At 39.2% G+C, this 24,998-nt stretch carries 16 protein-coding genes; 10 read left to right on the top strand and 6 right to left on the bottom strand.

The window, feature by feature from the left end:
- Positions 1–189: 189 nt before the first annotated feature.
- The 6 genes from H4J70_RS04885 to H4J70_RS04860 all read right to left on the bottom strand — a co-directional run bounded on the left by H4J70_RS04885 (position 190) and on the right by H4J70_RS04860 (position 8,680).
- A complete protein-coding gene (locus tag H4J70_RS04885; RefSeq protein ID WP_182250712.1) occupies positions 190–1,263 on the bottom strand; it encodes a CmpA/NrtA family ABC transporter substrate-binding protein in 1,074 nt (357 codons plus the stop codon).
- A gap of 41 nt (positions 1,264–1,304) precedes the next feature.
- Complete coding sequence (locus H4J70_RS04880) at positions 1,305–1,940, bottom strand: ANTAR domain-containing response regulator (RefSeq protein ID WP_259366313.1); 636 nt, start codon at positions 1,938–1,940, stop codon at positions 1,305–1,307.
- 343 nt (positions 1,941–2,283) lie between these two features.
- Positions 2,284–2,619: a nitrite reductase small subunit NirD gene (gene nirD, locus H4J70_RS04875; RefSeq protein WP_182202631.1), complete on the bottom strand. Its 336-nt coding sequence runs from the start codon at positions 2,617–2,619 to the stop codon at positions 2,284–2,286.
- Between the two features lie 26 nt (positions 2,620–2,645).
- The gene (gene nirB, locus H4J70_RS04870) at positions 2,646–5,189 is read right to left on the bottom strand and encodes a nitrite reductase large subunit NirB (RefSeq protein ID WP_182250711.1); all 2,544 of its coding nucleotides are present in this window, start codon (positions 5,187–5,189) and stop codon (positions 2,646–2,648) included.
- A 230-nt stretch (positions 5,190–5,419) separates the two neighbouring features.
- Positions 5,420–7,201: a bifunctional protein-serine/threonine kinase/phosphatase gene (locus H4J70_RS04865; protein WP_182250710.1), complete on the bottom strand. Its 1,782-nt coding sequence runs from the start codon at positions 7,199–7,201 to the stop codon at positions 5,420–5,422.
- Between the two features lie 6 nt (positions 7,202–7,207).
- Positions 7,208–8,680, bottom strand: coding sequence for a NarK family nitrate/nitrite MFS transporter (locus tag H4J70_RS04860; protein WP_182213418.1), 1,473 nt, complete (start codon positions 8,678–8,680; stop codon positions 7,208–7,210).
- Positions 8,681–9,335: 655 nt separating this feature from the next.
- On the opposite strand from H4J70_RS04860, the gene H4J70_RS04855 reads away from it, so the two are divergent.
- From H4J70_RS04855 to H4J70_RS04810, 10 genes are all read left to right on the top strand, one after another.
- Complete coding sequence (locus tag H4J70_RS04855) at positions 9,336–11,804, top strand: S8 family serine peptidase (protein ID WP_182250709.1); 2,469 nt, start codon at positions 9,336–9,338, stop codon at positions 11,802–11,804.
- Between the two features lie 184 nt (positions 11,805–11,988).
- Positions 11,989–12,825, top strand: a complete 837-nt coding sequence (locus H4J70_RS04850) for a DUF6689 family protein (RefSeq protein WP_182250708.1) — start codon at positions 11,989–11,991, stop codon at positions 12,823–12,825.
- Between the two features lie 35 nt (positions 12,826–12,860).
- Positions 12,861–13,763: an FHA domain-containing protein gene (locus tag H4J70_RS04845; protein WP_182221099.1), complete on the top strand. Its 903-nt coding sequence runs from the start codon at positions 12,861–12,863 to the stop codon at positions 13,761–13,763.
- Between the two features lie 26 nt (positions 13,764–13,789).
- Positions 13,790–17,143 carry a serine/threonine-protein kinase gene (locus H4J70_RS04840; RefSeq protein ID WP_182250707.1) on the top strand — a complete coding sequence of 1,118 codons (3,354 nt, stop codon included), beginning with the start codon at positions 13,790–13,792 and terminating at the stop codon, positions 17,141–17,143.
- Positions 17,133–17,855 carry a sensor histidine kinase gene (locus H4J70_RS04835; RefSeq protein ID WP_182221097.1) on the top strand — a complete coding sequence of 241 codons (723 nt, stop codon included), beginning with the start codon at positions 17,133–17,135 and terminating at the stop codon, positions 17,853–17,855. Before H4J70_RS04840 ends, H4J70_RS04835 begins: the two co-directional genes overlap by 11 nt.
- Positions 17,852–18,490 carry a response regulator transcription factor gene (locus tag H4J70_RS04830; RefSeq protein WP_182213428.1) on the top strand — a complete coding sequence of 213 codons (639 nt, stop codon included), beginning with the start codon at positions 17,852–17,854 and terminating at the stop codon, positions 18,488–18,490. The genes H4J70_RS04835 and H4J70_RS04830 overlap by 4 nt, the downstream gene beginning before the upstream one ends.
- 101 nt (positions 18,491–18,591) lie before the next feature.
- Positions 18,592–21,066 (top strand): S8 family serine peptidase, encoded by a 2,475-nt coding sequence (locus H4J70_RS04825; protein ID WP_182250706.1) that lies wholly within the window; start codon positions 18,592–18,594, stop codon positions 21,064–21,066.
- Between the two features lie 179 nt (positions 21,067–21,245).
- The gene (locus tag H4J70_RS04820; protein WP_182221095.1) at positions 21,246–21,839 is read left to right on the top strand and encodes a PEP-CTERM sorting domain-containing protein; all 594 of its coding nucleotides are present in this window, start codon (positions 21,246–21,248) and stop codon (positions 21,837–21,839) included.
- Between the two features lie 461 nt (positions 21,840–22,300).
- Positions 22,301–24,418: a bifunctional diguanylate cyclase/phosphodiesterase gene (locus H4J70_RS04815; RefSeq protein WP_182250705.1), complete on the top strand. Its 2,118-nt coding sequence runs from the start codon at positions 22,301–22,303 to the stop codon at positions 24,416–24,418.
- Between the two features lie 50 nt (positions 24,419–24,468).
- Positions 24,469–24,753: a MazG nucleotide pyrophosphohydrolase domain-containing protein gene (locus H4J70_RS04810; protein ID WP_070374689.1), complete on the top strand. Its 285-nt coding sequence runs from the start codon at positions 24,469–24,471 to the stop codon at positions 24,751–24,753.
- Positions 24,754–24,998 lie beyond the last annotated feature (245 nt).

Below are 24,998 nucleotides of genomic sequence, written 5' to 3'. Positions count from 1 at the left end.
ACATGAAAACGCTATTAACTATAAAGCACAATTAGTGCCACCTATTAATTGTATTTAAAATCAGTGATTTACTTTGTTACATGTGTTTTTTATTAAATGCTTTGCTCTATTTGCTCCAAAAGTGAGAAGTGTTTGCACTATTTTGGTGTCTATAGGCCTGTAGGCAGATACTTCATTTTAATAAAGGCTCTACTTATTCTTATATATTACAGCTTGATAAATATCTTCCCTGTAGATCGAAGCAATGTCTAGATCCGTTATTTGTTGTCTGTTTATGTGTCCACACGCTTGCATTAATTTGGCAATGTTTTCACCGTAATGATGTGCTGGCCTATTGAATGTGGGATCACCTAATGTCGAAAATTGTTGATAGCTTTCTACTTTACGAGGTGATGTATTGTTAAGGGTTAGGCAACCCCCCATTAATGAAGGCGCAATTACGTCGATATGTGTGTCTAAATACTTTGCACGACTCAAGAACCTCGCTGCTTCAAAGCGATTGGGAATATTTTCAAGCCATTGGCATGCTTCATATAAAGCAGATACTAAAGCAAATGTTGTTTCTGGGTGCTTAACTTGCCAATCAGACATTAATCCAAGCACCTTCTCAGGTGAATCTTCCCATAAGTCAGAAGAAGTAACACCTGTGATGCCAACACCTTCTCTAACCGCTTTAGCATTCCAAGGACTACCGACACAAAAGCCATCAAGATCCCCTGAATGCATAGATGGCACCATGTTTGAAGGAGGTACAATTAATAAATTAATGTCTGATGGATCGATATCACTATTCTTTAGCCATTCAACAAGTTGATAATGATGACAGCTATAAGGAAAAACGACAGCGAAGGTTAATTTATTACCTTCTTTTTTTCGTTGCTCTATTTCATGTCTCAATATATTGGCCGAAAATGGCATACTGATCTCATTGGTATTGTGTTGTAATAATATTTTTTGGTAGAGTTTAGTCGATAACGTGATGCCATTACCGTTACGACTCAATATCATTGGGGCAATCACGGTTGACTTTTGTCCGTGTAAACCTAAGTTACAGGCAATGGGCATAGGGGCTAACATTTGGGCGGCGTCAATAACTCCGCTATGCAATTTATCTCTTAATGTGGCCCAAGAATTTTGTTTTGTTAGGTTTACGTTAAGCCCCCATTTTTCGAAAAATCCCATTTCATGAGCAATGACTAAGGGGGCACTATCTGTTAATGGCATAAAGCCAAGGGTTATATTTTTTTTTTCAATATTAAACATAATTGATATTCTCTACAATTCTTTAACACGTCTTTAAATATCTAAAAAATGCTAGCAACAGAAAGGATGTTTTTGGCAACATCATCCATTTTCTGGCTGTTATCCATCGCTATTTTTCGAATGAAGTGATACGCATCTATTTCAGACAGTTGTTTTGTTTCCATTAACCAACGTTTAGCTTTATCGATACTTTTCTGGCTAGACAATTTTTGTTTAGTGTCAGCAAGTTCTTGTTTTAGTCCTTGAAAAAGCTCAAATCTCGCAATAGCCACATCAATAATTGACTTCACTCTTGTTTGGTTAACTTCCCCTACCACATAAGCACTAACCCCTGATTTGACCATCTGATTAATGGTAGTATTGGCACATTGTTGTTCTGAAAAAACTACGATAGGTTTTGGGGCGAATTGAGAAATTTTATTGAGGTTTTCAAGCATATCTCTGTTTGGAGATTCTATATCAATAATGATAACGTCTGGGTTTAGCTGTTTAACATCTCTTAATAAAGGTACGCCAGAATGAGCAACATGATAGATATCATATTGCTCATTTATCAGTACGCTCATTAATACCTTTGCTTTTGCATGGTTTATTTCAGCAAGCAATACTTTTAATCCTGATGGAACATCCTGATATATCGTATTTTTATTAGGCAAAGACAAGGTTTTATTTTTCAATTTATTCAAATTAAAATTAAGAATTAAGTATATTTAAAGCACAATTCACACCAGAATTTTAATTACATTTATATCAATTGGTTAGGATTGTCCTTTGATTTTTATACTCGTTTTTATTAGTTTGTGATGCAAAGATGCACCAAAATAACCTCTTCCGGGATTGAACTGTTTAAACACCTTAGCATGTAGAATTGGGATAATTAATCTTCGCGTATGCAGACTTTTTTTTAGCAGATGCTAAGTGAGTCATATTAGGCTTAAATTTAATGATGAATGGTAAAAAATAAAAATCCCAGCACCGTTAACTTCGCTAGGATTTTTATGAAAATAAAGGATGAAATCCTTAACCAAATATTTCTAATTTTCCATCAGTAACACGTGTTTCATAGGTCTTAATCGCTAAAGTATCATCATCTAAACAGGCTCCTGAATTTAAAACAAAGCGTTGTTTTAATAAGGGTGAAGCAACGTAAATATTACCTTTAGTTTCACCAATTAAACCGCGGTATAAAACGTTTGCTTTACCAAAGGGATCAAAGTTAGAAATAGCATAAACGGTGTCCTTGCCTACTTGGAATAAAGCCACTTGTTCTTTGTTTGCTAATAATGCACAAACACCTGAGTTTTTAATTAAATCACTGGTTGAGCAAATGGTTTGCCAGCTATTTTCTGTTGTCATTTTATTTTCCTTATTCGTAAACGTATTTATGCAGGTGTTAAATCAACGGCTTGAATTTGAACGCCATATTTTTTCTCATCACCTTGAGCGGGTCTAATTTGATCACGCTCAGTAACGAATTCGATGTTGCCATCGACAGTGTCAGAGTTAACAAACTGACGAAAACGCTTTAATTGCTCTTCACTTTCGATGGTTGTTTTCCACTCACATTGATAGGTATCAACGACATTTTGCATTTGCTTTTCTAATTCATCATTAATCCCTAAGTGATCGTCCTTAACTATTTTCTCCATGTAGGCTAAGCCGCCTTCTAGGTTTTCTAACCAGACAGAAGTACGGGTTAAACGATCTGCGGTACGCACATAAAACATTAAGTAACGATCTATATATTTCACTAAGGTTTCATCATCTAAATCAGTCGCGAATAAGTCGCCATGGCGAGGCTTCATGCCGCCATTGCCACTGACGTACAAGTTCCAGCCGTTTTCAGTAGCAATAATACCAATGTCTTTACTTTGTGCTTCAGCACACTCGCGTGTACAGCCCGAAACCGCAAACTTAATTTTATGAGGAGAACGCAAGCCCTTGTAGCGATCTTCTAAGAAAATGGCCATTGCCATGCTGTCTTGTTGGCCGTAACGACACCAAGTGCTGCCAACACAAGATTTAACCGTACGTAACGATTTGCCATAGGCATGACCAGTTTCCATACCTGCATCAATTAAGCGTTTCCATATCGCCGGTAATTGGTCAACACGTGCGCCGAATAAGTCGATACGTTGGCCGCCTGTTACTTTGGTATATAGGTTATATTCTTTAGCGACTTCACCAATAACAATTAACTTATCTGGGGTTACTTCACCGCCTGGCATACGGGGAACGACAGAATAAGTACCATCTTTTTGCATATTACCTAGAAAGACATCATTGGTGTCTTGTAGTGATACATGGTCTGGTTTTAATATGTAATCGTTCCAAACCGAAGCGAGAATAGACGCAGCTGCTGGCTTACAAATTTCACAGCCTAAACCTGAACCGTGTTTTTCTACTAAAAGGTCAAAGGTTTTAATTTGTTCTGCTTGCACAATGTGAAATAACTCAACCCGGCTGTAAGCAAAATGTTCGCAAAGGTCAGTGCTAATTTCTACCCCACGTTTTTCTAATTCGTGATCTGTTACTTTTTTCAATAAGGCGGCACAACCGCCACAGCCTGTTCCTGCTTTCGTTGAAGACTTTACTTCACCGACATCAACGGCGCCACAATCAATAGCAGCAATAATATCGCCTTTGGTGACATTCAAACATGAGCAGATAGTCGCGGTATTAGGTAAAGCATCCACGCCTAAGGTGGGTTTTTCGCCTGAGCTGGGTAAAATTAAACCGTCGGGATTTTCTGGTAACTCAATACCATTTAATGCGTATTGCAATAAGGTATCGTATTCACTGGTATCACCCACTAAAACCGCACCTATTAATTCTTTACCATTGGCACTGACTACTATTTTTTTATAAATTTGGTCAGGTTGATTTGAATAGACGTAGCTTTTACAACCTTGAGTACGGCCATGAGCATCGCCGATCGATCCCACATCCATACCCATTAATTTTAGTTTAGTGCTCATATCTGCACCAGTGAACTGCTGTTCACCGCCAATAATGTTATCGGCAGCCACTTTAGCCATAGTGTAGCCTGGCGCCACTAAACCAAAAATAAAGTTATTCCACAAAGCACACTCACCAATAGCGTAAATATTTTCGTTAGAGGTTTTACAGTTGTTATCAACCACAATGCCGCCTCGCTCGCCAACCGCTAAATCAAATTCACGTGCCAAATTATCATAGGGGCGAATACCGGCTGAGAATAAGATAACGTCAGTTTCTAAATGTGTTCCATCGGCAAAATTCATTCGGTGAACACATTCTTCACCGTCGACAATTTCATTGGTGGCTTTTTGCGTATGTACCTGAACACCAATACCTTCGATCATTGAACGCAATAAAGCGCCGCCGTCTTTGTCTAATTGTACGCCCATCAATTGTGGGGCAAACTCTACAACGTGTGTCTGCAGGCCAAGTTCTTTAAGGGCGTTAGCGGCTTCTAAACCTAATAACCCCCCACCAACAACCACACCAACTTTACCCGCTTTAGCTGACGCTTGAATGTCTTCTAAATCTTGAATAGTACGATAAACCAAACAATGGTCACGTTCTTTACCTGGAATAGGGGGAACAAAGGGGTATGATCCTGTCGCCATAACTAATTTATCGTAAGCGAAAATGTCACCCGACTCAGTCGTAACAGTTTTTGCCGCTTTATCAATATTAGTGACTTTTGCGTTAGTAAAAAAATTAACGCCTATTTCGTTGTAATATGCTGGCGTAGTCATGGCTAAATCATCAGCAGTTTTTCCAGAAAAGTACTCTGATAAGTGAACGCGGTCATAAGCTAAACGGTCTTCAGCTGATAGAACGGTAATTTCATAGCCGGTATGTTTCGCCATTTCATCAACAAAGTGATGGCCAACCATGCCATTACCAACGACGACGATCTTCTGAGGTTGTGTACTCATTTTTGGAACCCTACTTCTTTAAATTACTGCTGTATTAGCAGAATTAGATAATGAGTTGTTATTTGCAATAAACGAACCAAGTGGTTTTTTTAATAAATTCAATTAGATAGTGGTTTAGGTGTGAGTTGTAACAGCGATTTTGCACTGCAGTGAAGGCATCAACGCACCAGAGGTGTGCATCATAATAATGAGTGATAAGTGCAAAGGGGAAGAAGTAAAGGGGTAACGGGTTAATTAACTAAAGATACCACCAAGGCAATAAACAATAAGGTTGAGACTAATTGCCAAAAAAAGATAGGATCACGCTTTAACAAGGGTTGGTTTTTGTATTCTTCAACGGCAGATGAACTCGGTTTATTTAAATCACTAAAAAATTCTGAAAAGGCTCTATAGCGCTGTCTTGGATCTGCAGCCGTTGCTTTTTGAAGACTTAAATCTAACCACAAGGGTAACTCAGGTCGAAACTGTTTAATGCTGCGATATTGCATATCGTTATAATTTTTAATAGTGACTTCAGCACGTTGCATTGGTTTGTAAGGAAGTTCACCAGATAACATTTCATAACAAATAACCCCCAATGAGAATAGGTCACTTTGATAATCAGCTTGCATATGCAATAAGGTTTCAGGTGCAATATAATTTAATGAACCGTGTGGTACTTGTTCTTTTATTGTTTCTTGGTTTTCATCAAGTGAAGCGACAAATACGGTGCCGTAATCAATCAATTTAATTTGACCATATTCATCGATCATAATATTGTCGGGCTTTAAGTCGCGGTGAACTAAATCTAAACGTTGAAATGATCGTAATGCGCCGATCACTTGTTTCATTATATCGCGGACCTGCGCAATGCTAGGTTTAGGGTTGTCATGTAACCATTCACCCAGGGTTTGCCCTTTAATGTATTCACATACATGGTATAAAAACTGGCTGTCTTTTTTAGCGGATAATACACGCATGACATTAACGTGTTTAATGCGTTCTCCCACCCAAGCTTCCCGCATAAAACCTTGTAAATAAAAGGCGTCATCTGAAAAGTTAGCAGAGGGTGCTTTTAACACATAAGGCTTATCTGTTTTAACATCGACGACTAAATACAAGTGTGAACGAATACTGGCGTGTATTATTTTTTTAACAAGATAATCATCAAGTTTCTGCCCAACTTTTAATGCTGGAGGGATCGCTTTTGAACTTAGGTCGCGTTCAATTTCTGCCAGTTTCCGATTCGGTATCGCGTCAATATAAACCAGTAAGCAGGTCACATTGTCATGACTACCGCGCTCAAGTGCGGTGGCAACAATTTTTTCAGAAAGAGCTTCTAAGTCAGACTTATTTGGTGATAACGGCAATGAATCAAAGAGTGTTTTAAAAGCAGCTTTACTAACAAAGTCATGAATACCATCACAACTTAGCATAAATAAATCTCCTGCCTGTAAATCGACTTGATAAACATCAACTTCTAAATGGCTATCAGCACCTAATGCGCGTGTTAATAAATCCTGTTGCCCTATTTGTTTACGATTATGATCACGGGTTATAATTTCTAATTGTTGCTGGCGATATTTTGTTATACGGGTATCGCCAACATGAAAAATATAACCGGTGTTTGATTTAGCAATAAGCGCTGAAAAAGTCGTTAGCCATTGAGGTGAGTCTTGATTAACTAGAGCATCAACAAATCCGCTTTGTGAATACAACCAGTTATTTAAACTGCTTAATACTTTAGCGGCAGATTTCTGTGTAGACCATGTTTCGGGCGTAGCAAGATACTCTTGAATAAATTGAGTGACCGCAAGTTGTGAAGCTTCAGCGGCTTTACTTGCGCTCGATACTCCATCTGCGATAGCCACAACCGCGCCTTTAGCGCGTAATTCAAGTTTTTTTGGCACAATAGCAGCAAAAGCGTCTTGGTTTTCTGCCTTTAAACCTTTATGAGAAAAACCACCAAAGCATAGTTGTAAATCTACAACCGTGCTTTGGAGCGTTTGCTTCTCTGTATTGATAACACTCATGTTAGCTTAGTGACCGACATTAATTAATTCAACTGTGCCATCTTCACGTACCTCAGTCATTGTGCCTTTTGGCTCTACCATAAAGAGTAATGTTATAAAGCCTACCACAGCGGTAGCGGCAATCACCATAAAGAAAGTCGAGTAATCAACCATAGTTAATACGGTTAAGTAAACCACCGCACCCACGTTACCGTAAGCGCCTGTCATACCGGCAATTTGTCCCGTTAAACGACGTTTAATTAAGGGGACTGCTGCAAATACAGCTCCTTCACCCGCTTGCACGAAAAAAGAACAAGCCATAGCTGTTACTACTGCTAGGGCTAATGGCCATTCTCCGGTGATTTCCGACATGGCAAAATAACCCGCAGCTAAACCTGCTGTTAAAATTAATAGGGTTTTCTTTCGGCCAAACTTGTCTGATAACCAACCACCACCAGGACGAGACATTAAATTCATAAATGCATAAGTAGAGGCTAACATCGCTGCGTACACCATGCTTAATTCGAATGTTTCAGCGAAGAATAATGGTAACATCGAAACAACGGCCAACTCAGAACCGAAAGTTGCAAAATAAAGCACATTTAACACAGCCACTTGCTTGAATTCGTAACGATGAATTTCTTCGACCGGTTTTGAAAATAAGTGACCGTTTACTTTAATGGTTTGTTTTAATTCAATGGCAAACAAAACCACTAAGCTAATGTAGGCAATGACGGCACTTTGTTCTGTTAATAAACTGACACCGGCAGGTGATAATTTCCAGGTGAGTAAAGCTAAAGCGCCATACATAGGAATTTTCATAATGAGTAATAAGAAGAAGTCGCCCGTTGAGGTCACTTCCATTGCACCTGTTTGTTTAGGCTTGAAATACGTTGAACCCTTAGGTGTATCCGTTACGTTTTGATACCAGACAACACTGAAAACCAAGCTTAATACACCGGTAAAAGCAACGGCGTATCTCCAGCCATCTTCACCACCAAAGGCTAACGCTAGTGTAGGTAGTGACATGGCAGCAGCGGCTGAACCAAAGTTACCCCAACCCCCATAAATGCCTTCAGCCGTCCCTAATTCGTTAGCGGGGAACCATTCAGAAACCATACGGATTCCAATAACAAAACCCGCACCAATAAAACCTATTAAGAAGCGCGAAAGTGCCGCTTGTTCAAACGTATCTGCAAGCGCAAACATAAAACAAGGGATACTACACACACCAAGCAAAACCGCGAATGTTAAGCGCGGACCGTATTTATCGGTAAGCATACCAATGACAACACGCGCTGGAATGGTTAACGCTACGTTTAATAACATTAATGTTTTTATTTCAGCTTTTGTTAGCCCTAATGAATCAGCAATAACTGACACCAAGGGAGCAAAGTTAAACCAAACAGCAAACGTAATGAAAAACGCTATCCAACTCATATGTAATGCTTTCATCTTACCTTTGAATGAAAATATATTGAGACCTTCTTGACCGCTCATGTACCACTCCTAAAATTGAGTCAATTAAATAAGCAGGTTTATTTAATACTCATCATTGATTGAGTTACGTAGAGCAAAGGTAATGCCATCATTATTGCTTTATCTATCACATTGTTTTAAAGGACTTTATTGTTATTTTTATTGTGTTGATAATTTTTGGTGCACAAGACAATGACGAATACGCACAAATAGAGTGCAAAAAAAGAGTCAGTAATCAATGCATCATTAATGAGCACTTATATTTAGCAGACACCTTTAAAAAGGAGTCAATAAAACCATTGTTGTTGAGAGAGATTAGTTAGATGAGCGCTTTATGGTTGAGTCAACAATGGCGTTGATTTGAGCTTAGTTCACCAGAAAATGGTGACTGAACTGTCCGCTTGATTAAGTCTCAGGTGATGTTATTTCAGATGTAGTGGTTTACTGTTTAAAAGTACCAAAGCCAGTTATTAGCGTATGAATTAAGAGGGTGAAAAAATGGCTGTGCTAAAACAGAACGCCGCTTAAATCTCCTTAATGACTTATCTGGAAAATTAACAGCTAGGGGTTTTCCCCCGCATAAAGTAGGGGCTGTTCCCGATGGTCTTATTTGCCAAAATCTAGTCAAATAATAGCGTAAATAAAATACACTTTTAAAGACGGGTAGATATAAAGTATGAAGGCAACAATAAAGAACATGGCATTAACCATGTCAATCGCAGGTATCAGTCTTAGTGCAACCGCAGCTGCAGTAATTGGTTCTCAATTAGAGCAACAATTACAAAATATGACAGTAACAGACAGCGCTATGGTTGTTGTTTCCTATGATCAACTTGATGCATTAACAACTACCCAGTTGCAAAGCTTATTAAACCTTGGTTTAACTCAAGGTGTACAGTTTAAATCATTACCTATCGTAGGTGTGATGGCAAACGCTAATCAGATTAATCACTTAGCGGCAATGCCAGGTGTTCGTTCGATATTCGCTAACCGTTCATTAGAATATTATAATGCTGAAGCACGTCAGATAACAGGTGTAGAAAAACTACAATCTAGCGCATTCGACAAAAACAATGGCATGAAATACACGGGTAAGGGCGTTACCGTTATTGTTAATGATTCAGGCATCGATGCAACATTAGATGATTTAGAATATGGCGTTAAAGTGATTGAAAATGTGCAAGGCGTTACCCATGCTCAAGCGCTTTCCTTAACCGGTTTTGACGGTATGTGGCTAGAAGGTCAACGTAACACTGACTTAAATGTTGGTCATGGTACACATTGTGCCGGTACTGTAGGCGGTTGGGGGACTCACTCTGGCGGCAAATACCAAGGTGCAGCACCCGGCGCTGATATTATTGGTTATGGCTCTGGAGCGGGTCTTTCTATTTTAGATGCGCTGGGCGGCTATGATTATGCTATTACCCACGTTTATGATTTTAACTCTCCCATTCGAGTGATGAGTAACTCTTGGGGCTCTAGTGGCAAATATGACTCTGCAGGTCCAATATCTTTAGCGTCTTATAAAGCGCACAGAGTGGGCATTATATCGGTATTTGCTGCTGGTAATAGTGGTTCAGGCGAAGACACGCATAATCCATATGCTCAAATCCCATGGGGTATCTCTGTTGGTGCAAGTACCAAGCAAGGCGACTTAATCGATTTCTCATCGCGGGGTAAACGTGGTGAAAGTAGTGATTTTACTATGCCAGACGGTTCAGCTTGGACTTATATCAATGAAGTGACTATTGTTGCCCCAGGTGTTGATATTATTTCGACACGTGCTAAAACCAATATCGCTTCTAATGGCGGTGCCGATGATATTGGCGTGATTGAAAACGAATACTTACCATTTTACACAAGAATTTCAGGCACTTCGATGGCAGCGCCTCATGTTGCCGGTATTATTGCCTTGATGTGGGAAGCTAATCCCAATTTAACCAATTTACAAATAAAAACTATTCTTCAAGAAACCGCTACTAATATGCCCGGTTACCAATCTTGGGAAGTGGGCGCGGGTCATGTCAATGCATATGCAGCAGTTGCTGGAGCCCTAGGTTATAACGAACAAAACAGTGCAACGGTGAATAATCTCAATAGCTTTAATGCCAATGCGATTATTATTGATGACGAAGCACCTGAGCCATTTAGCGTTCTATTTACTCCAGCAGGTGAACCTGAAGTCCATACATTTAACCTTCAAGATGATGCAGCATGGATAAGTGCTTCCTCTGAAACATTGGCCAATCTGGTTAAACTTAAATTGGAAGCTCCAGACGGTACCGTCTATTTTGGTAACTTAACAACGCCTGTGCTAAGTAGCACCATGCGAGTTTCTGCACCAGCACAAACCGGAGAATGGAAATTATCTGCCTTTGGCATCACTTCTTTATCAGGTGTACAAGCTGATCCAACAGGTACCACTAATGGTCCTGGTATTCCTGAATATATCGAAGGTGATATTTCAATTTTAACCTCAGGTGGCTACGAAGGCCTAAGCGACATTGCCGGACATCGTGCAGAAAAAGCAATTGAATTTGCGGTCAGTGAGCGTTTAGTTGATAGTAAAAACGATCAATCTTATCGTCCTGATGCTAAGTTAAGACGTAAAGAGCTGGCGCAATATTTAGTTATGGGTATGTCAATTAGGCAGCACCGTGGCTTCTTAAATGATAATAAAACCGTCTTTACAGATGTTAACGCAAAACACGCCCCCTTTGTTGATGCCGTCACAGAAACTGGCTCAGCGCTTAAAGATCGAGTACAAAACCAAGCACCGGTGATGATCTCTAATGGTGATAGTTTTCAACCACACGCTAAGGTGAATAAACAAGAGTTAGCTTATTCACTGGTACAGGCACTCGGATTAGAAAGACAAGTTAAAGACTTTAGTGGTGATATAACTGTCGAATATAATGGTGAACGTATTGCTGTTAAGGACTCAAGTGATATTAATGAAGCGCTAAAAGGTTATGTGCAGGCTGCAATAGATATGTCATTAATCGGGGTTCGTTTCGCTATTGAACAAGGACCTTATGACCTATCGCCAACCGTTGTTGCTTACTTTGAACCAGCCAGCGATGTTAAGCGTGGAGACTATGCCATTATCATTAGTCGGTTATATGATGGATACTTACGTAAATAACTGTTAACACTTAACATTTATATAATTAACATTGATAACAAAACCAATCTTACTAGGCTTGGTTTTGTTGTTAGTAAAAGCACCATAGAACTTGCTAATTGACGTAGATCAACGTAGGTTCTAGCTAGAACAGTGTAAAAAATAATTTGATGACATTGTCAGATTACTACCCAGAGGACAAAATATGTTGCATATAAAAAAGCTACTTACTTTAGTACTAACATCAACAGCTATGTTGGTCAGTACAATCTCATTCGCTTCTGAATCGGTGTCAGTCAACGTACAAGGTAATAAGGTCGAGGCTGTTATTCATTTACCGGGCAACATTTCTGCCGATATGACTCTACAATTTGAAAATGCGGTTGGTTTAACGAAAGAGAGTTTAGGACTAACGGCAGAAATTATTGACGTTACCTCATTAGATTTCATTGACCGTTTACCCGATGGTTTAAATATCTCTCCCTCTGCAGCATTTCCAATGATGATTACCATTGAGCCTTTGGCGAACAGTGGCTTTTCATTTTCAGGCTTAGCTTCGGTTGATTTACACACGCATAATTTAGAATATACCGCGGGTACACCGCTGCGATTCTTTAAAGCGCCACTTAATGGTGAGTTTAAAGATATCACCATGACTATGGGGGCAGGTAGCTATAGAACACGTGGTTCAACAGGGCGTTTCTCACAATTTATTATTGTTGCCGATTTACGGGCTCCGTTGGTTGTTGTTAACCAAAAACTTAACGATTTACAAACCGCACTCAATGATTTTTCACCCAAAATAAATGCAGCGGTTTATTCGATGTTACTGCAAGATGTAAATGAAATTAACCAACTTATTTTGTCGAACAATTACCATATGGCGAGTAGTAAGCTCAATGACTTTAATCGCCGTATTAATGATAATAAAGGCATAAATATTCCTGATGTTTGGCGTTCAAGTCGAGATATTCATAATGTTGCTGGCGAGCTTATGGCTTATGCCAACACCCTACGATTCAGCTTGCGATTAATCAAATAGCATCGACAAAATAGTGTTTAATTAAGGGTGATCTTATGCCAGCTAAAATTACGATTTGTTATCCGGACCAACCAGCGATAGAAAGTTTTCTTTATGAAGATAATGGTTACCGTTTAGGACGTTCTCACGAATGTGAGTTGTTGCTTGATCACCCAACCGTTTCTCGCCAGCATGCTAAAGTTGCCCATTTAAACGAAATTTGGCAACTTGATGATGAGCGCAGCCGTAATGGCACTAAAGTTAATGGTATAGCAATTACCCATTCCACTTTAAAAGATGACGCGATTATTTCTATTGGCGAACTCGATTGCCTTTTTGAAACTAAGTCGTCAAAACAAGTTGATGCAATAATTACCCACAATGCATGGCGCTTATCGAGTAGCCAAACACCTACTTCAATACCGTTGACCGAGCATTTAAAACAAAATCTCTCTGAACAATTGCAAAATATTATTATGTTAACGGGCACTCAACGCGGTATCGTCTTACTTGGCGATACGTTAGCTTCACTTAATGTCAGTATTGCCCATGGTATGCAGCGAAATGATTTTAAACTATCAGATTTTGAAGGCAGTGTTGGCGCGATAACACGTTGTTTTGAAAGCGGACAAAACGTAGTTGCCATGGATGTTTCATGCCATGAACTGTTAAGTGCTCGTAAAAGCATCGAACTGAAACAAATTGCTGCTTTAGCCTGCATTCCACTGTTTTATGAGCATAAAGTGGTGGGAATTGTTTATACCGACAGCAAAATGTCTGATAAAGTGCTAACCGAGTTGGATATAGAAATTTTAAGCAGTATGAGCCAACAACTCGAAGCAACCGTTCAGGCGATGTTGCTGCAACAATCTATTGATTCATTGCAACTAATTCTTAATGAGAACTCGATATGGACATCTAGCGATAAAGACTGTAGTTTGCTTAATTTGTGCCACTAATACTATATCATTAGTAAAAAGGCTGTATGAGCGATTTAAAATCACCCAAGTTAACACATAGCGATGATGATCAGCTAAATGCGACTCAAATAATACCCTTGTCTAAGCCGCTTGCTGCTGGAGAGTGTCTTGTTGGTCGTTTTGAAATTGAAAGTCTGCAAGGACAAGGCCGTTATGGTTTTGTTTACCGCGCCTATGATAAGCAGCTCGATACCCTTATCGCCATCAAAGTCCTCAATAAATCGCTGAGTCAAGATAAGCAAACCATTGCTGATTTTAAAAAAGAATTATTATTGGTTCGTCAATTAAGTCACCCCAATATTATCCGCGTTCATGAATACTACCAAGATGAAGATGTTCACTTCTTAACCATGGATTGGATTTCGGGTAGCAGCCTAGAAGAAGCTATCGCATCGAATTCACTCACAACGGAACAAACTTTTCAAATTATTGAGCAATTATTAGATGGCTTAGCCTTTGCTGAAAAAGCGGGCGTTACTCATAAAGATATTAAGCCTGAAAATATCATGTTAGATGAGTCAGGTCGGCTCTTTATTGCCGATTTTGGCTTGTCTGCTTTTAATAAAGAAAGTAACGCTGACCGTGTTTCAGGGACTCCTTATTATGCGCCACCTGAGTATTTACAAACCGGTAAAATAAACTTAACCACTGATTTGTATGCCGCAGGTGTAGTGATCTTTCAATTATGTTGTCACGGTTTACCATTTAGTGGCCATTCGATTGATGAAATTTTACAGACTAAGTTGTTAGATAAACCTAAATTTAAGGCTGTTAAAGAAGAGTTTAACTTTCTAAAGTCATGGTCATTGGCACTCATTTCTCCGCATCCCGCATCCCGCCCCACTAATATTAGCCAAGCGCAGAATCAATATATTAGTTTATTAGCAGAAAAAGATAATAAACCTATCAGCAAAAAACGGTTAATAGTGACGGTTATGTCGATGATGGTATTTTTTACCATCGCAGTGGTTTTGTTTCTGAGTCGTCAAACACCCATTAAAGCCAATGCAGTCGATCATTACGCGGTGGCGATATTGCCTTTGCAGACACAAGAGGGCGAATTTGATCAAACTTTTGCTAACTATTTGAATTACCAATTAACCGATATTAAGAATTTACGGGTGATTGAACAATCGAGATTAAGCCAGCTATTTGCGCAACTGGGTATTACGCCTCCCATTGATGACGCTAATATGGAGTTGATATCAGACTTACTGCAGATTGACGTGCTCATTAGCCCACAAACATTTATTGCCGGTTCTGAGGCTAAAGATATTCAGTTTCAGTTGGTTTCTGTCGATGGTTTTAACATTCAACGCGAAACCTTAATAAAAGCCCCTTATGACGAGAAAGATTGGCAAGAAGTGACTCGACATTTTGTCGATAAATTTAGGCAACGTTTAGACATAGAAGTGAATGCCGAAAAAACCATTGAGATTGAAGAAAACCCTTTGGTTGATTTATTTCCTATTAAAACACTTATTTTAAAGGGTGACTTTGAGCAGGCGCAGCAAGCGTTAAGCCAAATATTAGCGAGAGAACCTGCTTCTGCGCAAGCTTGGCTGCAACAAGGTGAATTAAACCTGACGATAGGTTTATTCATGGAAGCCGAACAGGCTTATAGCCAAGCGATAGCATTTAGCGCCACTAATTCTTATACGGCGAAACTAGCGAGTGCACGCTTAAATGATTTAGCGGGTAAAATCGAACAAGCTCAAGCCGATTATTTAAGCTTAGTGAATGCCTTTCCTTACAACACTGAACTTAAGATGATGCTATCAGAGTTCTATTTTTTAATTGAACAACATAAAAAAATGGAAGTCTTATTACAAGAAGTGGTAAAAATTGATCCAAACCATCCTAGTGCATGGTTTATGTTAGGAAGAGTGGCATTTTTACAAGGTGATTTTGAAAAAGCGTTAAATGAATATTTTGTTAAGGCACTAGTCACCGCTAAAAAACTAAAAAACCGTGTTCAAGAAGGTGAGGCGCTAAATGCCTTTGGTGTTGTTTATGAACAGTTAGGAGAAACAGAGCTTGCCTTTGATTATTATCAACAATCGTTAAAAATTAGAAGACAACTAACTAACTTAGCCGATGCAGCGACCACTATGACTAACTTAGCCGCTATGCATTTAGCTGTTGGCGAATACCAGCAGACTGAACAATACCTAACAGAAAGTTTAGCTATCTATCAGAAGTTAGACGATCAAGAGGGCCTTTCGAATACTTATAATGAGTTAGGAAAATTGGCTGAAGAGCAAGCTTCGTATCAAACGGCCTTGGAAAATTATCGCCATGCGTTAAATATTCGAGTTGAACTCAATAACTTAATGCTCCAAGCAGAGAGTATGAATAATATTGGCTTCACTTATTTTATGCTGCTTGACCCAGAACATGCCTTGGTTTATTGGCGTCAATCAGAGCAGTTATATCAGCAAGTACAGTTTCCTATTGGCATTATCCATGTACGACAAAACTTAGGGCAGATGGAACTCGCTAAGGGAAACTGGCGCAATGCCTATCACCTTTTTAACAACACTTTAACCGATGCTGAAAAACTCAATATTACCGAAGAGTCGATCGTTTCGCGTAGTTACCTAACAAAACTCGCTTTTTTACAAGGTAATTTTTATGCGAGCATTGAAGAGTTAACGTTAACTTATCAAGCGGCGGTTAAAGCTAATGACGTACGAGCTATGGCTGAATTTGGTCTATGGTTAGCCGATTGGTCATTGCAGCTTGGCGACCAAGAGCAAGCTGCTAAGCACTTAGCCAATATAAACGATATAGTTTCGCGTCATGGCAATAAAGAACATATGAGTAAATTTCAGTTCTTAAAAAGTCAGACGGTAGGGAATTTATCTACAGCTGTTATGGAAAATAAAAATAATAGGGTTTTAGATCATGCCCATCAATCTATTTATATTCGCCAATTAATTTATCAGGCAAAACAGTCTTTACACCAAGGCAACAAAGATATCAGTGCTTATTTGACACCACTGGCTAATGTTGATTTTAGCCTGCAACAATATCAGTATATTGAATATTTAGAGCTTTTAGCCGTACAGCAATATTTTTCAGGAGCTTGGCTTGATTTAAAAGCCACACTAAGGTCAGCCGATATTTTATTAAGAAAAATGGGCGATTATTGGCGCAGCTTTCAATTTGATCGTCTGCGTGCCCAATTGGCGATTGTCAATCAACAAGACCCAACAAAATATTATAAAAAAGTGACTAAAAAGCTGATGCATCTTAAGGCTAATTTACCTCCAGAATTTTCTGGTAAATTCATAGAAACTCAAGATTATTTTGAATTAAATGATTCATTAATGGAGTTATCACGCCATGACCAATAATGCCAATATTGCTAAAATGGTTGACCAACTTAATGAAAAGCAAAAACAAATATCACAACAGCTTTATTCGGGTAATGAGCAAATGCGTGGTTTGGCAAAACGCGTTTGGCGAGTGCAAGAAGATGAACGCAAGCATATCGCTCGAGAATTACATGATGGAGTAGGACAACTGCTAACGGCCTTGATTAATCAACTGCAGCAAGTTAAAAAAGGAGACGCGAGTATAGCGCTTGATGAGAGTATAGATCTTGCACGTCAAGCCTTATCAGACACTCGCGTGATTTCTCGCTTAATGCGCCCAAGAATTTTAGATGACCTTGGGCTTATCCCTGCCCTTGATTGGTTAGTGCGTATTATGGCGGAACCCGAAAAAGCGACAATTGAATTTCATCATCAAGTTGACAGTATTTTAGATAGTGATACTCAAACCCTGGCGTTTCGAGTAATACAAGAAGCGCTGACCAATGCGATTAAGCATGCACAAGCACAAAATATTATTCTCAATTTAATTGCAACTGATAATCTTTTAATGATTAAAATAAAAGATGACGGTATTGGAATGAAAGCTGATCAAGAATCTAGTCCTGAGGGCTTTGGCTTAGGCGCAATGCGCGATAGAATAAGTGCCTTCGGTGGTCAATTAACAATAAATTCGCAGCCAGGACAAGGCTGTGAAATAAAAATATTGGTAACGGGGAGGAATGGCCGATGATCCGTGTTCTTATTGCAGATGATCATACTATCTTACGTCATGGACTGGTCAGTTTATTAAGTAAAGATAATGATATTCAAGTGGTTGCTGAAGCAGCAGATGGACTTGAAGCCGTGAGTAAAGCGCTGGAATTAAAACCCACCGTTATCGTTATCGATATTAGCATGCCAGGATTGAACGGTATGGAAGCGGTTAAACGCTTAAATGGCCAACTGCCAGACACAAAAGTGTTAGTGCTAACTATGCATGAAGAACAAGAGTATGTCATTCATATGGTTAGAGCGGGTGCTTCTGGTTATTTATTAAAAGACAGTGCAAGTGACGAACTCATCGATGCGGTAAAAGCATTAGCTGCGGGGAAAACCTATTACAGCCAATACGCGGCAAGTGTGTTGGCATCACAATACAATAAGCCGGCAGAAAATTGGCAAGACCCCTACAAAAACCTGACTAATCGTGAACGTGAAGTCTTTCATTTAATCATTGAAGGTAAAACTACCAAAGAAATTGCTCGTTCATTAGATATAAGTGTTAAAACAGCAGAAAACCATCGCGGTAAAGTGCTAGATAAATTGAGCGTTGCCAACGCTGCTGAATTGGTCCGTTATGCGGCCAAAAACAATCTACTGCTATAAACAAGGTATATTAACCTCTTCCTTGTAGGGGTTTTACCTGATTATTTTAAACCTTAATGTTTGGCATGCTCGATGTATCAAAACATATAAGGTTTATTCCAATGCTAAAAACACAATTAAAAAATAAAATATTAATCGCTGGCCTTATTGGTGCAGGCTTAACTTTCATGTCGCTAAATATTGCTGCTAAATCTATCGGACCTGAACTGAAAGGTTTGATGGCGACTGCTGAAGTACATGAGGTTTTTAACGTCATCGTTACTTTCGAAGGTAAAGGAGCTATTAATGCACAACAGCTAAACGTTATTGAATCAACGGGTGTTATTGGTGGCGTAAGCTTTAAGCAGTTTCCTATTGTCGGTATAACGGCAACAAAGGCGCAAATAGAAGCTATTTATAAATCAAATAAAGTACGCTCTGTTTACTACAACGCGCCATTATCATTAGAAAATGATAGAGCGACACAAATTACCGGTGTTGACCGCTTACGTGATGACAGCTCTTTACGTAGTAAAGGTATGCCATATTCTGGACGTGGTATCGGGGTTGTGGTTAATGACTCGGGTGTCGATGGCACGCACAGCGACATTAAGTTTCCTAACCACGTTGTTCAAAACGTATTAGCACAAACTAACCTACATTCGTTATCAGATATTTTACCCATAACTTACCAAGAAGATACCGCGAACAGTGATATTGCTGGTGGTCATGGTTCTCATGTTGCGGGTATTATTGGCGGCAATGGCGCGATGTCGAGTGGTAAATATCAAGGTGTTGCTCCTGGCGCAAAAATTGTTGGTTATGGCTCAGGTGCTGGTTTATTTATTTTAGACACTATCGGTGGTTTTGATTACGCTAAGACGCATCAATTTGATTATAATATTCGCGTTATTTCAAACTCCTTTGGTAGTACAAGTGATACAGGTACTGACTTTAACCCTGACCATCCAACCAATGTTGTCACTAAAACATTATCAGATGCGGGTATTATTGTCGTTTTCTCTGCGGGTAACTCAGGAAGCGGCGAAGCGACAATCACAGGTAACTTCAAAAAAGCACCTTGGGTCATTACCGTAGCAGCGGGTGATAAAGACGGTAAATTAGCTGACTTTAGTTCACGCGGTGTTAAAGGTAAGGGTGGCGAAGTTACGGTTGATGGCGAGCTTTTTCAGTGGGAAGACCGTCCTACTGTAACTGCGCCGGGTGTTGATATTATTTCAACCCGCGCTTCATTATCTAGCTTAAGTGCCTTGAGCATTGCCGATGATAGCGACGTGATGGACGCAAATCACGTACCTTATTATACTTCTATGAGTGGTACATCAATGTCAGCTCCACATGTTGCTGGTGTTGTTGCCTTAATGTTAGAAGCTAACCCTGACTTAACGTGGCGTGAAGTGAAGTCAATACTACAAAAAACAGCAACCAATATGCCTGGCCGAGAAACATGGGAAGCTGGCGCCGGTTATGTCAATGCCTACGCGGCAGTACAATCAATTGTCGATGAAGATTTATCTTTTGGCAAAACAACTAAAATCAACCGTGATTTTAATGCTAAAGCGTTAACCTCAGTACAGTCAGAAGATGATATGTCTGTGCCGTTTAGTCCTGTTGGTGATAATGAAGGTGTTGTTTTGACCGTCAATGCCGAAGCTTCTATGGTGATGGTTCGAGCAAATGTTGATGATAATACGGTAGCACTTACCTTGATTAGTCCTTCGAAAAAACGTTACGGGTCAAGTATTGCTTTACCCGTTTTAGGTCAAAACATTGCAGTGACAGCACCAGCGGAAGCGGGTGAATGGATACTTAAAGCAGGCGGTATTGGTAGTCTTTCTGGTGTTGCGCTTGACCCTGCTGGATTAACCAATGGTTATGCGGTACCTGGTGATATTGACGTAACGGTTAAGATTATAAAAACTGATGGTTATCTTGGTCTTGATGATTTGACTAACCACCCTGCTAAAGCGTTTATTGAATTCGCAGTTAGTGAAGAATTAGTCGATGCAAATGCGCTAGGTTTCGAACCAGATAATAACCTTACCCGTCAAGACCTAGCTGATTTTTTAAGCTTAGGTGCTGGTATTCGTCAATCAAATTTGGCAGCAACAAGCATATTTGCTGATGTCACAGAAGATACTACTTACACTGCTGCTATTAACGCGGTTAGTGAAAAGGGTGCCGCTTTACGAAATGGTGCACAAGATCAACATGCAGTAATGTTGACTAATGGTGATTATTTTAATCCACAAGACTTAGTTAATCGCAATGAGTTAGCTTATTCTTTTGTACAGTCATTAGCTTTACAATCGACTGCAGAAAGCTTTACTGGTGATATTACCGCTATTTATGGCGAGCAACGTATAGCGATAGCAGACCAAGCTGATATTCCACAAGCAATGAAAGGTTACGTACAATTAGCCTTAGACCTAGGAATATTAGGCGCAAGCTTTGACGTTCAACAGGGTACTTATGATTTAGTCCCTACTATAACGGCGACCTTTAACGGTAAAACACGAGTTAGCCGCGCTGATTACGCAGTAGCCGCGACACGTTTTTTTAATAACTACCTATAGACTGAGTATCAGGGTAAACAAAGCCTATCGGGTAACATCGGATAGGCTTTAATTACCCACTATTATTACAATATATACCAGTATCAGATTAGCTTTTTTATTAACACAACACATTGATGAATTATCTTTTTTAGCATTACTCATTAATATTATTTTTTGGGAATAAATAGGAATATCAAATGAAAACTAAATTTATAACAGCCAGTGTCACAAGTTTTATCTTCGCGTGTAGTTGTTTAGTTAATGTCGCATCGGCATCACTAATTACTATCGATTTTGAAAGCTTCCCTGAAAGTGATTTTAGTCAAGGTAGCGAAAACGGTTTTAATATTAGTGCTAATGGGCCAGATACTAAGATTGTAGACCCAGGGTTTAATAGCGGTAATACCGCTTTTTCTGATGGTGGCTCAACATTACTACCATCAAATTGGTTTTTCTCAACTAACGGCTTATTTACTTTTGAAAAGCTTGATATTGGTTCATTCTATAATCAGGGGGACTATGTCATTGTGACGGGGTGGCTAGGTAACGTACTTCAAGCAGAGGACAACTATAAAACGACTACCTCACAATGGAATGGTCAGTTATCAACTAAAGAAGCGATTAATTTGAAGGGTATTATGGTCGATAAAATTAGCATCTCGATGTTAAGTACCAGTAATCTTTATGGTGTTATGGATAATGTCGTAATGAATAAAGTACCAGAGCCGACCAGTTTAGCTATTTTTGCCTTAGGTATAATGGGATTAGCAGTACGACGCCTTAAGCAATAAGCGTAATGATTGTTTAGGTTGTTAACGTTTTATAAAAAACACTGATGGTAATCATCAGTGTTTTTTTATGATGTGAATTTGGGTATTAAGCCTTTAAGCTTGTTAATAGCCGAACAAGGTTATAAGTAAAGCTAATAAAATAGCTCGAATTATTCTCTGTTTTATTAAAATAATTATATTTTAATAAAACAATTCTTACTTTTCTAAGGGATCGCCCGCTGGCCAGTCAATAAACTGGCGAGTATCTGCGCACTTGACATCCCTTTAGCCTAACCTTATATTTAAAACACTTTGCCTTGAAACAATCAAGGTTGCCTAAAGAGTCTCAAGTGCAATATTTGGGCAGGCGAAGTCTCCAATATCGATTTAAAATAAACGTATAGTAAAGTGTATTACTTGCAACTTCCGGTAGTGTTATTGAATACCTTTTGCTTGAATTGCTCAACAAGGAACTATGTTAAATGGTGTCTGAACAGGATCAAAATACTACTGCGTTAGATCAATTCGAAGTAAATTCACATGATATAGAGATGTATCTCGATGTGGTTTTTAATAATCACGACGATCCTATATTCGTAAAGGATAATGAATGTCGATTGTTACTCGTTAATGATGCTTTTTGCCAGGTTTTTAACTTAACTAGAAACGAAATCATCGGAAAAACACTCGCTGAAACAGTACCTCCAAGCGAGCGTGATCATTTTTTAGCAATTGATAGGTTAGTACTGGATAAAGGGGAAGCGATTTTAAGTGAAGAAACCCTGACGATTAATGGCTCAGAAACTAGAGTTATATTAACTAGAAAGAATCGCTTCATAGATGGTAAAGGTGACTATTTTATCGTCGGTGTCATTAATGATATTACCAAACGAAAACTAGCCGAAGAAGAATTAAAACTCGCTGCCAGTGTTTTTACTCATGCCGGTGAAGGCATCATGATAACCGACGCCAAAGGGATCATTATTAATGTCAATAATACCTTTGTCACTTCAACTGGTTATAGCGCTGTTGAGGCGATTGGACAGAAGCCGAATTTTTTACAATCAGGAATACACCCTGCCGAGTTTTATAGCGAGATTTTGCAAGTGCTGCAGAGTAAAGGGGCGTGGTCTGGTGAAATATGGAACAGTCGTAAAAACGGTGAAATTCATGCTGAAATGCTTAATATTAGTTCAGTTAAAGATGTTGATGGTCAAATAAGTAACTATGTTGGCTTATTTACTGACATCACTCCAATGAAAGAACATCAAACTCAGTTAGAGCATATTGCCCATTATGACGTACTGACTAACTTACCGAATCGGGTGCTACTGGCTGACCGATTATCTCAATCTATGTTGCAGTGTAGCCGCAATATGCAAACACTCGCCGTGGTCTTTTTAGATTTAGATGGCTTTAAACTTGTTAATGATGAGCATGGTCATGATGTGGGTGATGAACTGCTGGTTGAAATTTCCATACGAATGAAAACGGCACTTCGCGAAGGTGATACTTTAGCCCGTATCGGTGGTGATGAATTTGTTGCGGTATTAACTAATTTAACAAAGGTTGAAGACTGTGAGCCGATATTAGATCGCTTGTTATTAGCCGCATCTGAGCCAGTGACCGTTAGTAACATCGTGTTAAATGTATCAACCAGTATCGGTGTAACACTTTATCCACAAGACAGCGTTGATGCTGACCAACTTATGCGCCATGCTGACCAAGCCATGTATGTGGCTAAAGAATCAGGTAAAAATCGTTATCACTTATTTGATACTGCGCAAGATGATGCGGTTAAAACACAACAGGAAAGCCTTGAGGCCATTCGCAGTGCACTCGATAACCAGCAATTTGTGCTTTATTATCAGCCCAAGGTTAATATGAAAACAGGGAAAGTGATTGGTGTTGAAGCCCTTATCCGCTGGCAACATCCCTACAGAGGGTTATTAAATCCCATCGACTTTTTGCCTATTATTGAAAATAATCCGATGAGTATCGAAATGGGCGAATGGGTTATTGATACCGCACTAACACAAATAAGCCAATGGCAAAAATTGGGTCTCGACCTTCCAGTTAGCATTAGCGTAAATATTGCCGCGGTTCAATTACAACAGCCTGACTTTACTCAGCGATTAACAACTTTACTAGCAGCGCACCCTAATGTTAAACCTTGTTATTTAGAACTAGAGGTACTGGAAACCAGTGCCTTAGATGATGTTCATCATGTCTCAACAACCATGCTGGAGTGTATCGCATTAGGCGTAAGCTTTGCCTTAGATGATTTTGGCACGGGGTATTCCTCCTTAACTTACTTGAGACGGTTACCCGCAAACTTAATTAAGATAGATCAAAGCTTTGTTCGAGATATGCTGATCGATACCGATGATTTTGCCATTGTTGAAGGTGTTATCGCCTTGGCTAAATCATTCAAACGTGAAGTTATTGCTGAAGGTGTTGAAACGATTGAACATGGTAAGGCGCTGTTGCAACTAGGCTGTAATTTGGCACAAGGTTATGGCATAGCCAAACCTATGCCAGCGCATGATGTGCCAGCATGGGTCAACAATTGGCGACCAGATGCGAGTTGGCAACTGTAAGTACTAAATATGTACGATAAAAGACAAATTTAAAAAAATAAGTGAAAAAAATGAAGATTAACGAAATAGCAGAGAAGAACTATCTTTGGGTAGAAAAAATGGGTTGGCATAATAAAACAACGTTAGAAGCATTGGCCCTTGTTGCATCAGAAGTCGGTGAGGCTATTAATGAATGTCGGCACGAAAAACCTAGTGATGCCTTTGGCGAAGAGCTTGCCGATATTATCCTAAGAGTACTAGATATCTCCCATTGGCAAGGAATTGATATTGAAAACGAAATTTTAAAAAAAATGAGCAAAAATGAAATCAGAGGCACTAGGGGAAGACTTAAATAAGTTAAAGATCAATGCTTATTTCTAGTTGCTTTCGCTGCAAGTAAACGCTGACATTTTATTTATTATAACGTGCAGTAGCAACCAAGTTGTTGCTGTTAATTTAACCTACAAAGAACATCCTCTTTTTACAAAAAAAAATTACTACATCTTTACTATTCTTGCAAAACTCCTACCGAGGTACTCATTACGGTAGCGTCTTAAGGTGAGTTTAAGCCCTATTTTATTTTTAAAGCTAAAAATATTAA

Origin of the sequence: Colwellia sp. BRX8-9, from assembly GCF_014077245.1 — a bacterium.
GTDB lineage: Bacteria > Pseudomonadota > Gammaproteobacteria > Enterobacterales > Alteromonadaceae > Colwellia_A.
The sequence above is the reverse complement of the archived record's forward strand: the minus strand, read 5'-3'. Positions and strand labels throughout refer to the sequence as shown.